Here is a 13,781-nt window from a genome sequence, read left to right as displayed (position 1 = left end):
TTATCGATAATTAAAAATTTTGTCTGATTAAAATTTTTATATTAAGTTTTATAATTTATCATTCATAATTCATATTATACATCATAATTTGCATAATTTTTAGTACAATTTGTCGAATTTATTAAGGCAATTGATGCTATTAGAGGAACTGATATTAAGCTATGCTAAAAAATAACTCAGGTGAGATTATCACCCGAGCTAATTTTTAATAATTTAATTTAATTGAATTGAACCTTTAATGTGTAATTTACAGCATTTCCTTTAGCATCTTTTAACTTTAATACGTAACTTCCTTCAAAGTCGCCATAAGTCATTTCTGCATAATTAGATCCAAACATTGCATCCATGCCTGCTTTTAAATCACTACCTTTAGCATTTACAAAGTTTACTGTTTTAGTTCCTCTTGAAATGCTTTGTACTGTTAATCCATCCACTGTTACAGCTGGTGCTGTTACATCAAGCTTGTTTGCTATTAATCTTTCTGCTACGCTAACTGCATGATTGAAATCAAATCCATCTTCTGCAATCTTATTAGCAACAGCATTATAGTTTACTGTTCCATCTCCATTAATATAATTTTCAGAAGCTTGTTTTGAAGCTACATATTCAATTAATGTTTTGTTTCCAACTTTGATATCAGCATTACCCATAAGCTCATTTAATTTTTCTAATCTTGCAGCTGTTATCATTTCCTTCTTAGCATCAAATGTTGTTGCAAGCTTTTGATCTTTCTTAGCTTTATCTATAGTAACAGTAACAGTTTTGCTGTTATCATACTTTACTACTGGATACTTTTCAACTTCACCTTCATGCTTGTCTGCAAATGCATTATATGCAGCTACAGCTTTGGTGATTTTTTCTTTTAGCGGATTAAATGATATGGCTCCGCCGCCACCGCCGCCGCCGTTGTTGCTTCCTGGTAATTTTACATTATCACTTTTGCCTAGTACTGTAATAGTTCCAGTGTATTCTCCTAAAAACTCAACATTTTTTATATATAAGTTATTAAGAACCACAATTGTTCCTTTAAATTCATTTAAAGCATCTAATATTGCTGAAGAGAATATTTCTACTTTTTTAATATTTGCTGTTCCTTCTAGAACTACTCTTGTTTTAACTTTACTTGAAACATATAAAATATTACATGTTACGTTGTTAAGGTGTATACTATTTTCTGCTCCAGATAATACTACTATTTTGTCTGCAGTAACATTATCTAATGTTGCATTACCGTTTGCACCTGGATTTATAAATACTGTTCCAGTAACTGTTACATTAGTAAGCGTTTGATTATTTCCTTCTAAATAAACATTTCCTGTAACTTTCATATTATTTAATGCTGTGTTATCCTTAGAAACTACAGCATTACCAGTTACATCTTTAGAAGCTTCTATAGTTTCTCCTTTTACCTGATATGATTTTATTAATGAATCAGATAAATTAGCTGCTCCACCAATAGCTGTTATTTTAGCTGTTGGAGATAATTTTTCTAATATAAGTGCGTTTGTAGCAACATCTGCAGTTTTGTTTGATATTATTACAGGATGTCCACCTTTAGCAGCTATAGCTGAAGCTGTTAAAGCATCTGCAAATTCTTTTCCTGTAACTCCATTTGCTAATGCAAAGTATGCTGCATCAAAATTGAAGTCAAGTGCAAAGTTCTTTACTATTTCAGAGTTAGTTTCCCATCTATCTTTTCCACCAAGTCTTAAAGAATCAGGAACTTGTCCTTTAACTTTATCACTTACGGAAGCTGTTCCACCAACTACAAAAGTCTTCTTTACTCCTTGTGCTTTTATGTAGTCAGAAGTTACCTTTGGAAGTTCTCCTGCCTTAGTTAAAAGTATTGGCATTCCCTTTATTGCTGCTGCTGGTACTGCGGATAATGCATCTGCATAACCTTCACCTGAAGCAAGCATAATTTCAGAAGCTGCTCCAAATTTTTCTGCTATTTTTGCGGAAGTAGAATATCTATCTAATCCACCTATTCTTTCTACGTCAGTTGTAACATTCTTCTTAATTGCTTCTAATATGTTATTTGGAACAACACCAGTTTCTCCAATAACATATACTTTTTTAACCTTTAATCTTTTAAGCTCGTTTATAGTTTCATTTGTTATTCCCTTTGAGCTAGTTAAAAGTATTGGTGCGTTGTTTTTCTTTGCAAAAGGTCCTGCAGATAATGCGTCGGCATATGCCTCTCCATTTGCAACTACAGCATAGTCAGCTCCTTCTGCCCATCCAGCTTTAGAAACTTCTACCGCTGTTAAATATCTATCTTTACCAGATAGTCTTTGAAATTCTACATTAGCTGCTGATACTTGGTGTGCTGGAATAATTCCTGCAATAAGCGCAGTAAGTGCAGCACTTGCTAATGCTTTACTTGTTGTCTTCTTCATGTAAAAACCTCCCCTTAAAATTATAAATTATTTTATTAAATTATATTTAATTGATTATTGAAAAATATAATTTAACATTGACCTTTGTCTGATGTTTCCAAATCATCTCATTCTTAAACTATTATACTACAATATTTACATATTTCCAAGGATTTAGGAAATAAACCAAGTAAAATTATGGTTATTATCTTATTTAAAGTCACATTAAACTGTTTTAAGTTAAAAATCACAAAAATTCCAACTTATATTTTATATAAATATTTATTTGTTATCACTTTTTATTATCGAGCTTTATGTAAAATTCTTTATATCATATTTTTCATAGCCTCTATTCCAGTTTGTAAATATAATTATATCACAAATAACTGCCTCAATAATTAATAACATAAAATTACATCATGTAAATTTATGGAACATAACCCATGCATTTATATTTTCATCATAAGTCCTTGGTTTTCTTTTATAAAAAAATCATTTTAAGTCCAAATAATATAAGTATTATCCCGCCTATATAATCTGCATATTTGCTTATAAGTTCTATTTTACTTAAGTACTTTGCTATGGCAAGAGCCATAAGACACATTATTAAGGTTACAATTCCAACAATTAATGTACTTTCAAATATTGCTGCAAGACCTTGCACTTCATGAAGAGCAGTAAATCCTACTACCATGGCATCTATACTTACAGAAATCCCAAGAACTATTGCAGTCCCAGGTCTTAACAGTGCACACTCTTCCTTTTCTTCCATACCTTCTTTAAGCATTAAAATTCCCACTATACCAATTATGATTCCGCCTAGTATTTCAGGAATCGATGCTATATATGTATTAAATAAAAATCCAGCATAAGCTCCAATTAATGCAAATAAAAATTGAAAAAATGCCGAAGATATTACACAAAGCATCTTGTATTTTACATTTGCTCCTCTATTAAGTCCTACACAAAGTGTTACCCCAAAGGCATCTAGTGATAATGCTAGTGCAATTAAAGTTAGCGAATAAAAATCCATGTTATCACTCCTTCTTAAATACATTATCTATTATATTCAACTTCTTACCATAATAAAAGACTTTACCAAAATTTAATTTTCCCAATGCAGCGCCCCTGAGGTGAAAGAAAATGTCAGAACTCCTGGGGTACTTACATTTTTTTGTTTCACCCCAGGGGTAATTTTCTCATATATTAAATTGAGGTGATGTTTGTGCTAGAAAACTTAAAAAAGTTTCCTGCTGCCTTCATATTCTCCTTATTTATTTTTGTGATTTCTTTAGCTATTGGGCTTTTATCTGAAATAGTGTTTCCTTCACTTATATGTTCTTTGACCTTTGCTTTTGCATTAATCACGGCAATATATATGGAGGAAATGACTTTTAAATATATTTTATGTGTAATTTCTCTTATAGTTTTGGTTACCCAAGTGGTTTTGTTCGGCATAAGTTTTACGAATTATGCTTCAATTATATTTTATGTACCAATTGTTTATGCTTATATCGTGCCAAGTGTAATATTTCCAAACCTTGTTAGCGTAGTGCTTAGTTTATTATTTTTGAGATATAGATATTTTGAGTCATCACAAAGCTTACAACCCTTTTTAGATATAATGATATATAAAATCATGCTTACACTTGTTTTATGCTCAGCAGCTTCTACGATGATTGGATATCTCATAAGACAACTTGTTAAAGAACGTGATAAATATAAGGAGCTCAGTATTATTGATTCTCTAACAGGTCTTCCAAATTTAAGTTATCTTATTAACTTAGGAGAAAATATGTATAATAGACATTCCAGTATCACTATTTTTATTATAGATATAGATAATTTCAAGCATTTTAACGACACCTATGGACATCTTATTGGAAATAATGTTTTAATTCAGATGGGAAAAATCCTTGAGGACGAATTAATAGATGTTCAGGGAATTGTAGGCCGGCTTGGCGGTGATGAGTATGTAGCACTGATTGAAAACTTGCCCAAGGATGAAGCTCATGATATGTTTTTAAAACTAAACCAATCTCTGGCGAGTAAAGAGTTTAAGTGCGACCCTGCTCTAACCCCTATTACAATTTCTTGTTCCATTGGAATGTCTTATGCAGAAAAAGGCTCTATTATACGGCCTCAAGAGCTTTTTCATTTAGCAGATATGAATATGTATTATAACAAACAAAAGAGTCGTAGTTCTTCAGTAAAGCTAAACTCCACTGATTTAATTCAAGATAAGTATAAAAGTCTTCTCATCACACTGGCAGAAAAGGATATGTATAGCTATGTGCATTCCCAATATGTTGTTTATTATGCAGTAACCCTTGCAAAAGCTTTGAATCTCCCAAATAATACCATTGAAGAAATATCCTTAGCTGGTTGGTTCCATGATATAGGAAAAATTTTGATTCCAAATGATATTTTGAGAAAGAAGAGTCCCTTAACAAATGAAGAATACAATTTAATGAAAAGACATGTACTGGATGGACTAAATATACTTGAGAGGTTTCAGCTATCCGATGTGGTAATAAATGCAATAAAATATCATCATGCAAGGTATGATGGCGGCGGCTACCCCTTTGAAATAAAAGGACAAGATACCCCCATTGAAGCAAAAATACTTCAAATTGCAGACGCCTTTTCCGCCATGACAGTCAAAAGAGTATACAGAGAGCTTATGTCTGAAAAAGATGCTCTTCAGGATATATGTTCTCATAAAGGCACCCAGTTTGATCCAGAAATAGTAGATATATTTGTTAAGACAATGAGATCTTAAAAGGGTTAACAACTCTTTGCCTTTTGCTCAAATAGTTGTTAACCCTCCCTTACTTTTTAACGATTCTTGCGTCTATATTAAATTGAGCTGAGTATTTTGAGAAGGTTTCAAGCACCATGCTGTCATCATCATATTGTTCTATGCTTTCTTGGATTTTAAGATATCTTCTTCCCTGTGGGAATCTTGTGAAGAACTCATAGTTTACATACCTTATCCCATCCCTTGTGTATTCATGGGTTGGATCTGCTGGAATCCATCCGTATTCAGGGAGATAAAACTCCACCCAAGCATGTCTAAAGTAATTCCCATTATTACTTGCAGCTATAAGTTCATTGTCATAAAAACAAAATCCTGTATTTACCCTAGCTGGTACATCCCCCGCTCTTAAAAGTGCTGTCATAAGTGCAGCATAATCTTCGCACACTCCTACCTTAGTCCTAATAGCAGATAACGCCCCTTGATTAGCATTAGGGCTATTCAAGTCATATTTCATATTTAAAACCACATACTCAAAGGCCTTCTTTGCTTTTAAATAAGGATTTGTTATTCCTTTAAAAAGACTGTTTGCCAAATTTATAATTTCCTTTTCATTGCTTTCCACATGATAAGTGGGCTTTAAATAGTAACTTATATCGCTTGTTATCCTTGAGTAGTCACCCTTGGTCTTTGATAAATCCACTTTGGATTTTATATTGTTTAAAGTGTAGGTTTTTGATACTTTAAAAGATTTTTGTACTCCACCACTAACTGTACCTGAAGCCAATGAAGTTATGCTTGTATCATCTTCATTTAATTTAAAATCTGTAGATCTTGAGCTTATATACTTTTGGAAGGTCCCATCAATTTTCCCTAAATTAATTGCTACTCTATAGTCATTGTTTACAGTGGAAAGGGAGCTATATTTGAACCTAATATCATATGTAAGCTCATAGGTTGCCTGCTCTATTGCATTAAAGGCATTTTGAACAGCACCTGGAGCATTCTCCACTACAAAATCCATCTTAGCTGGAGTGTTTAAACTTGTCCCCTTATTAGTTTTCAAATCATGAATGTATAATGTGTAGGTTTCTTCATACTTAATCTTTGTATAATCAGGAGTGACCTTAAAAAACTTATCATTTGTACTATATTCAAAAGCTAAAGGTATAGCTTCCTTGGTAGATTTGCTTACAAGCTCTATATTTGTGCTATTTACCGAAGTCCCATCTAAAGGATATGTGACCTTTACCGTCCAAGCCTTTTGAAGCGGCACATCATACTGAGTTTCTAATGTTTTATAGGCCGCTAAATCTCTTATGGTTTCCGCTGCATAAATTGCATTTGAATTAAAAACTACAAACGAGAAAATAAGTATAGCTGATAAAAATTGCTTTATTTTTTTAATACTTTTCATTGACCCCGTTCCCCTCTACTTACCACCCCTGGGGTAAAATGTTTCTACCCCAGGGGTGGCTGTTTAACTAAACCTTTTTCTATATCCGCACTTTCTGCATAATTCTTCTACTACTTTACCTCTTGAGAACCCATCGAAAAGGTTGCTCGCTCGCTCTCCTTCTATTATTTCAGAAAAATCAGTGTTGTTTATATTGCCAAGATTAATCACTGCTTCCCCATCAAGACAGCATGGAACTACAGTGCCATCTACGAGTATTGCTACCTGATTTCTAAGCCCGTGACAAAACCCTTTGCCAGTAGTATCTTCCTCTTCATCTAAGCTCGGCCACTTAAATTCATAATCTTGATTTAAATATAGCCTGTCACCAATTTTCACTCCTCTTCCTGGAGTAATTTTTTCTTCAATTTTATACGGAAGATTAAATTCATTTTCAATTAGCTCAAGTATGTGGCGATTTCTTTGTCTTTGAAGATTGGTTACATTATCCTGATCCAAATTCCACAATCTAAGGGATATTAACATATTAGTACTATTTAAGGCTTCCTTGGTAAATGAGATAATATTATTAATATAAGAATCCTTATCCTCCCCGCCCTCATTTCCATCAAAGCTGTGAAGAGAAAAGTTAATTTGTCTTAATGCAGGTTTTGTTATGAGTTTGTCCTTTGCTTTGTTTATCATAGTTCCATTTGTTGTTATATTCACCTTTAGTCCCTTTTCATAACTTAAATCTAAAAACTTATCTATCTCAGGGTGAAGAAGCGGTTCCCCTTTTACATGAAGATATATATAATCTGTGTAGGGTTTTATTTGATTTAATACTTTTTCAAAGGTTTTTACGCTCATAAACTCAGGTTTACGCTGGGTTTGCGGACAAAAACTGCAGGCAAGATTACACATATTTGTAATTTCAATATAAAACTTCTTAAACTTTTTCATAAATTTATGCTCCTTTTAATTTATGGTAACCACCCTATAGGCAGACCCATTTTTCAAAATTACCATGGGGGTATACAGTAAAAAAGGATGCACCATAAGATGCATCTTTCTTTTATTTTCACAATACCGTAATCATTTGTTAGCAGTTATTAACTGTCCCTAATTATATAAATTAAATACAAGCTTTGCCTTCGTTAAATCCACTTCATCCTTTAATAGAATATCTTTTTTAACAACAACACTTAAAATCCTTGCCTTTTGTGCACTTATCTTGAAATCCTCTAATGTATAAATTGCTGAAAATATTATCTCTTTATTTTCATATTCTAATGTAAGAGGAAGTTTTTCAATTTCAACTTCTTTATCTGCTCCATTTCTAAGAACCAATGTTATAAGTATGTCCCCGTTTTTATATTGAAGCATTGTAAATACATTAGCTGCAAACTGTCCCTTTTCAATTTTACGGATTTTTTTCAAAAATTCATTAAAAGCATTTTTATCTTTTTCTGTCATATCTTCAGGAAATTTTTCAAATTCAATATCTGCATACTTTACAGCTTGCATATTTCCATCAAATACCAACTTCCAATCATCATGCTTTATTTCATCTATAAATACATTTCCTTTATTAAAGTAGATTTTCCCAGGTCTTGCACTGCAAGGTGGAATATTTCCCATTCCTTTCAAGTCAAATACTTGATAAGCGATTTCCTCTCCTGTTGAAGTTATAATTTTTAAAGGAACTTTTTCAAGGTTAATTTCCTGATTTAGTCCATTTACTATATAAAATTTAACTTCTAACTTGTCTCCATCCTTATAAGCATAAACTCCTGAAATGTTGATTTGTCCTTTTTCCATTTGGGGAATCGTTTCTGCCATTTCTTCTTCTAAGTAGTCCCTTTGTACTTCAGACATCACAACTTCAACTTCTGGTGCTAATGAAAGCTTTATATCGAGTGCATTTTTATCCTGCATGTTAATCCTCCAAAACCTTGTAATTTATAATTATGTTTTAAATAATTTAAGGTGTACTACTTATTATTCTATGGATATTACCTCTAAATCTCCTGTTGCTTCTGCTACTGCAGTACTTATTTGTGTTTCAATTGCTTTAGTAATAACTCCCGTTCCTCCAACTATTTTAACCTGAGTATCTTGAGCCACTGTACTTCCTATGAATGAATTTGCTCTTGTTATATCAGCACTTCCTGCACCAAGTCCTGATAAAACTACCATTGATCCATCTTTTGCTGCTGCTGCTGATGCTACTAATGCATCGGCAAATTGCGCTTTTGAGTCTGCACCTCCAGCTGCTACATACATTTTAGTAAGAGACATTGTGGATTTATATTTAGTTAATACATTTATATTTGTTTCGAATCTATTCTTTCCTTGAGCTTCTCTTGTTCCATTTACAGCTTTTAATATAGCATCTGGCAGTACTCCACTTCCTCCAACTCCCATTACTTGAAGGTTGTTGTCTGTTATAACCTTTTTAACTTCAGGATCCAGTGAGGTAGCACTTGTTATAAGTACTGGTATATTCATAGTTGCAGCAATTGAAGATACGCTTAAAGCATCCGCATAGCCTAATGCTCCATTTACAAGGAATGCCTTTTTAACTCCTGCTTTTTTAATTACTTCCTGTGCAACAATTGCATTTGTAGTATATCTTGTTCCTGTAGCACTGCCATGACGAGTAACAGTAAGTCCTGCATTTTTTAATGCAGCTTCAATATCTGCACTTACAACGCCATTTCCGCCTACTATGTATACATTGGTTGCTTTTAAGGTCTTTATAGTATCAAGTACTCCGCTTGATAAAGTCTTTGCTTCAGTTAAAAGCACTGGAGCATTTAATTGTTTTGCAAGAGGCGTTGCACTAACTGCATCCGCAAATCCTTCTCCATTTACTAGTATTACATTAGTGCTTGTACCAAAAGTTTGCTTAGCTAAGTCTTGTGCCGTTGAATATCTATTGCTGCCACCTACTCTAACTACGCTGGCAGCCTTTACTCCCAAAAAGTTAAAGGAAGTACTTATTATAAGTCCTGCCACAGTAATTCCCAAAATGGCTTTTAAATTTCTCTTTTTCATTAGTTGTTATCCTCCTTATAAACCGTATGTACATAAAAATTCTATTTTAAGTTTTTCATCTTATGTTATCTTTTAATTATACCATACTATAATAAAATTGCGATACAAATTCCTTAATTGCTAATCACTAGTCCTAACCCACTGTCAAATTTAGTGATTAGGACTAGCAACCAGAGATTGAAAAAATGTTTTGCACTTTTTCTAAGGTTATCATGGCTATTATCGTTAAATTTACTCAAAACTTTATTTACAAAATATTCATTATATAGTATATAATACCTCGTATTTAACTTTAAGTCAAATCATCCAGTGTTTCTTCAATATTTTCTAGCCTTGATTCTATATCGTCTAATCTAGATTCAATATCTTCTAGTGTTTCTTCTATTTTTACTAAGCTTACCTCAATACTCTCTAGCCTTTGGTTTATTGGCTCCAATTTTTGATCTAATAACTCACCTATTGCTTTTAACAATAATTCATTTTCCATAACTTTCACCACCATTATTTTCTGGAGGCCAAACCCCTGGGATTTTTGGGTAATTTTTACCTGTTTACTATTTTTAACGAGGGTGTTGGCCCCTAGTTAAGATATTTTCCACTTTTAACCAGGGGTCTGGCCCCTTTTCTTTATTATCATTATATGATATTGTATAATATTAACATACCAAATTAATAGACAGGGGGCTTATTCAAAATGGAAGTACAAAACTTGGAATGTGAACATTCCACCACTTTGAAAGAGGGGTTTATTTCAGCACTGCCTATTGTTATTGGATATATTCCAGTGGCTATGGCATTTGGATTACTTGCAAAATCCATGAGCGTCTCTTTTAAAGACAACTTTTTATTTTCTTCAGTAGTCTTTGCTGGGTCAAGTCAGTTTTTAGCATTGGGGCTTATACAAGCTGGCATTTCCGCAGGAAGCATTATACTTTCCGTATTTTTATTAAATTTACGTCACTTTATGATGAGTGCTGCTTTATCCATGCGTCTTAAGGGGATTAAAAGAAAATGGTTATTTTTAATTGCTTTTGGAGTTACAGATGAATCTTTTTCTATAGCATCCTTAAATAATAAGAAGCTTACTCTACCTTTTATACTTGCATTAGAAGGTACTGCATATGCTTCTTGGGTAGGTGGTACTGTGCTCGGGTATTTAGTTGGGTCTATTTTACCTGAAACTGTGCAAAGCAGCCTTGGAGTAGCGCTGTATGCTATGTTTTTATCAATACTCATTCCTGAAATGAAAAAATCTTTAAATGTAGTATTTTTATCAATTCTCTCAGGTATTATATATGTAGTAATTTCTTATTTCAACATTGTTCCAGAAGCTTGGAGCATTATTACTACTATAATACTAGCCTCAGCACTAGGAGTTATGATATTTAAAGACGAAGAGCAATCTAAAGATGAGACTTTATCATCCCATAAAAAATTAGTAGAGGACGAGACAAAGGAGGCTACAATATGAAGAGTTATTTACCTCTTATATTAGGTATGGCAGCTGTTACATATATACCTAGACTTCTGCCTTTAATTACATTAACAAGTCGAGAGCTAAATCCTCTGCTTAGAAGATTTTTAACTTATATTCCTTACACTGCTTTAAGCACTATAATTGTTAAAGGAATTATAGATTTAGATGGCAGCATGCTTGTGGCAACCTTTATAGGTCTTGTCTTTGGAGGAGTTTTATCTTGGTTTAAAGGAAATATGGTATTATCCGTCGGAGCATCAATAATTGTTACATTCTTCATACTGCAAATGTAATTAGGGGCCAGACCCCTGGGATTTTTACCCAGGGGTCTGGCCCCATTAATTAATTGATTGTAGTGGCTTGCACGTTTGTAAGAATACACCTGCTTGGATTGGTACGAGTTAAAGTTCCACGTATTGTCATATTCCTTAATTCATAAGTATTTGTGTCGCCGCTTCCACCACCAATAGTTATATTACCATTTATTGTAGTTCCATTACCTTCAATTAGAACATGGTTGCTATCAAAGTCATTAGGTCTTGATATTGTTATGTTCTGAGGTAGAGTAATATTTAATGCACTATCAAACTTAATATATCTAACATCATCATCATTTATTGCATCAGCTAAGACATTTAAAATATCAGATGCTGAGCCGTTGTTCCTTATCACACGGTAATCGCGTGTGTTAGAATATGCAACCTTAATTAAATTGAGCTCCTCATTAAAATTAGTTAAAGCATAATTTAAGGTTTTTAAATCCTTCATAAGATCATATAAGGTAACATTTTTATCTGATTTGGAACTTGATGATTTAGAATCTATATAATCATTTATAATGAAGTCTTTTGTCTTATCGCTGCCAATTCTAGGAACTATACTTCTTTTGTCTACTAACTTTCCATTTTCATCATATGCATTAATATTCACCTTATATTTTGTTGAAGTATCAATGTTTAAGCCAGCTTGTCCTAAAGTAAATCCCTTAAAATCACTTCTACGCTCTAAAATTTTACTTTCCATAATAACTCTGTCTCTTGAATCTGTTATATCCACTATGACTTTTTTAACATCATCAAGTGTAAGTATATCAATATTAGTTAATTTTGGAGCCGCATTACTTTTCGTTGAATTTGAAACTCCATTATACTTATGAATTGTTTCTATCTTAGTTATGTATCTTTTAGGAATAAATACATTTACATCCCTCGGAGCATTGTATTTCAAAATATTATCATTGATATCAGATGCACTTTTCTTTATAAAGACATCTTCAAATCCATCAGCAAATTCACTTGATGAAAATGCTATTTTAAAATTAGAAAGCTGTGTATACTTATCAAATACTATAACTCCTGGCTGTATAGTTATTTCATAATTAATAATATCAGGATCCAAGTCACCTACAACAATTTCAACTTCATTGCTGTCTATTGAATTTACCGCATTCATTTCAACAATTGTAGGTGTTCTCATTAGTACAGCACTTCCTGCAGCTGCAATTCTTACTCTACTTGTAATTTGACTATTATTGATTGAGTCAACATATATACCCTCATCAAATGTAATCTTTATGATATTACTATTATCTTCTCTCTCTAAAGTGTATGTATAAGGTACTGCTGCCTTAGCCTCTGAGGAAAAAAGAACAGCTTGCACCATTACAAAAGACATTATTAATACTAGATTAAGTAAAAACTTACTCGAGATACTTTTATAAGCTTGTCTTAACATTGTTTTATCTCCTCCTTATTTTATGCTACTTGATAGTTTGGTCTTTTGTATCAAGTAAAGTTTTATCATAGTCATAGGCACTTATCTTAGCTACTTCCCCTTTTGTGAGCGCTATAGTTGTGGTATAAATTCCGTCTCCTTCATAGTCCAGCTTTGTGCTGCCTACATATACATTAAATACCTGTGATGATGTTTTAACCTTTACCTTATAAATGCCTAGGTATGAATAATACTCCATACCAACATCATATATATGTTTCTCCTTAATATCTTCATTATTACTTTCATCGTCACTTTCTACCTTAACTTTAATTACAGGCTTTAAATCTGAGTTTTTAATTTTACCTGTAACTGTTTTTGTTCCAGTAGTGCTTGTGCTGACAGAGCCCCATGTTACATCTACATATCCTGTACTATCATCTGAATATATTACTTTTACCTGTTCAGGTAAATCAACTTTTTCTCCCTTGTCTACAGTGATTGTATCAATTTCATAGATTTCCTTTACCTCCAAGGCTTCTTTTACATTAAAAGATTTAGATGCAGCTGATTTAATATTCTTGCTTTTTTGTTTATTTTTAATTTCATTTGTAACCACTACTGTGTATTTTTCTCCAGCAATCAAGTCTTTCTTTGCCTTAATAATTACGGTACTATCATCTGGATATGAATATGTACAAGAAATCTTCTCACCAGTACTTTCCTGAATAACATATAATGTTTTACTATTTATTGAGCCTTTATAGTATTCTCCTTTAAACTTAACTGTCCACTGAGTTTTATTAGTATCCGCATTTCCCTGAGAGAATGTCTTAGACCCTCCTGCGAGTGCTGTACTGCTTACTAAAACTACAAGGCATATACTAAGTATTAATGTATTAATATAGTTTTTATTTTGAAATCTTTCTTTAATTTTCATTTTTATCACATACCTCCCACTTAGATTATTTTACCATAATTACGAATCTTTGTACACAT

12 protein-coding genes are annotated in these 13,781 nt (G+C 32.6%); 3 read left to right on the top strand and 9 right to left on the bottom strand.

Annotation, left to right across the window (positions count from 1 at the left end; translation table 11 throughout):
• Positions 1-218 precede the first annotated feature (218 nt).
• Positions 219-2,399, bottom strand: a complete 2,181-nt coding sequence (locus JOC70_RS06400; RefSeq protein ID WP_204598061.1) for a cell wall-binding repeat-containing protein — start codon at positions 2,397-2,399, stop codon at positions 219-221.
• Positions 2,400-2,859: 460 nt separating this feature from the next.
• Positions 2,860-3,411: a manganese efflux pump MntP gene (locus JOC70_RS06395; protein ID WP_204598060.1), complete on the bottom strand. Its 552-nt coding sequence runs from the start codon at positions 3,409-3,411 to the stop codon at positions 2,860-2,862.
• A gap of 192 nt (positions 3,412-3,603) precedes the next feature.
• Between JOC70_RS06395 and JOC70_RS06390 the strand changes: the two genes are divergently transcribed.
• The gene (locus tag JOC70_RS06390; RefSeq protein ID WP_204598059.1) at positions 3,604-5,160 is read left to right on the top strand and encodes an HD domain-containing phosphohydrolase; all 1,557 of its coding nucleotides are present in this window, start codon (positions 3,604-3,606) and stop codon (positions 5,158-5,160) included.
• 49 nt (positions 5,161-5,209) lie between these two features.
• Here JOC70_RS06390 and JOC70_RS06385 read toward each other — a convergent pair whose 3' ends face one another.
• The 5 genes from JOC70_RS06385 to JOC70_RS06365 all read right to left on the bottom strand — a co-directional run bounded on the left by JOC70_RS06385 (position 5,210) and on the right by JOC70_RS06365 (position 10,079).
• A complete protein-coding gene (locus JOC70_RS06385) occupies positions 5,210-6,553 on the bottom strand; it encodes a transglutaminase-like domain-containing protein (protein ID WP_204598058.1) in 1,344 nt (447 codons plus the stop codon).
• Between the two features lie 63 nt (positions 6,554-6,616).
• The gene (locus JOC70_RS06380) at positions 6,617-7,495 is read right to left on the bottom strand and encodes a radical SAM/SPASM domain-containing protein (RefSeq protein ID WP_204598057.1); all 879 of its coding nucleotides are present in this window, start codon (positions 7,493-7,495) and stop codon (positions 6,617-6,619) included.
• A 159-nt stretch (positions 7,496-7,654) separates the two neighbouring features.
• Positions 7,655-8,470 carry an SLAP domain-containing protein gene (locus JOC70_RS06375; protein ID WP_204598056.1) on the bottom strand — a complete coding sequence of 272 codons (816 nt, stop codon included), beginning with the start codon at positions 8,468-8,470 and terminating at the stop codon, positions 7,655-7,657.
• Between the two features lie 63 nt (positions 8,471-8,533).
• A complete protein-coding gene (locus JOC70_RS06370; protein ID WP_204598055.1) occupies positions 8,534-9,592 on the bottom strand; it encodes a cell wall-binding repeat-containing protein in 1,059 nt (352 codons plus the stop codon).
• Between the two features lie 292 nt (positions 9,593-9,884).
• Complete coding sequence (locus JOC70_RS06365) at positions 9,885-10,079, bottom strand: hypothetical protein (RefSeq protein ID WP_204598054.1); 195 nt, start codon at positions 10,077-10,079, stop codon at positions 9,885-9,887.
• Between the two features lie 207 nt (positions 10,080-10,286).
• On the opposite strand from JOC70_RS06365, the gene JOC70_RS06360 reads away from it, so the two are divergent.
• Together JOC70_RS06360 and JOC70_RS06355 are read left to right on the top strand one after the other, a co-directional pair.
• Positions 10,287-11,063, top strand: coding sequence for an AzlC family ABC transporter permease (locus JOC70_RS06360; RefSeq protein WP_204598053.1), 777 nt, complete (start codon positions 10,287-10,289; stop codon positions 11,061-11,063).
• The gene (locus tag JOC70_RS06355; protein ID WP_204598052.1) at positions 11,060-11,362 is read left to right on the top strand and encodes an AzlD domain-containing protein; all 303 of its coding nucleotides are present in this window, start codon (positions 11,060-11,062) and stop codon (positions 11,360-11,362) included. The genes JOC70_RS06360 and JOC70_RS06355 overlap by 4 nt, the downstream gene beginning before the upstream one ends.
• Positions 11,363-11,411: 49 nt before the next feature.
• Here the strand turns inward: JOC70_RS06355 and JOC70_RS06350 are convergent, their stop codons facing one another.
• Both JOC70_RS06350 and JOC70_RS06345 read right to left on the bottom strand, forming a co-directional pair.
• Positions 11,412-12,803, bottom strand: a complete 1,392-nt coding sequence (locus tag JOC70_RS06350; protein ID WP_204598051.1) for a hypothetical protein — start codon at positions 12,801-12,803, stop codon at positions 11,412-11,414.
• Positions 12,804-12,828: 25 nt separating this feature from the next.
• Positions 12,829-13,722 (bottom strand): Ig-like domain-containing protein, encoded by an 894-nt coding sequence (locus tag JOC70_RS06345; protein WP_204598050.1) that lies wholly within the window; start codon positions 13,720-13,722, stop codon positions 12,829-12,831.
• Positions 13,723-13,781: the final 59 nt, after the last annotated feature.

This window comes from Clostridium pascui, assembly GCF_016908015.1.
Taxonomy (GTDB): domain Bacteria; phylum Bacillota; class Clostridia; order Clostridiales; family Clostridiaceae; genus Clostridium_AK; species Clostridium_AK pascui.
The sequence above is the reverse complement of the archived record's forward strand: the minus strand, read 5'-3'. Positions and strand labels throughout refer to the sequence as shown.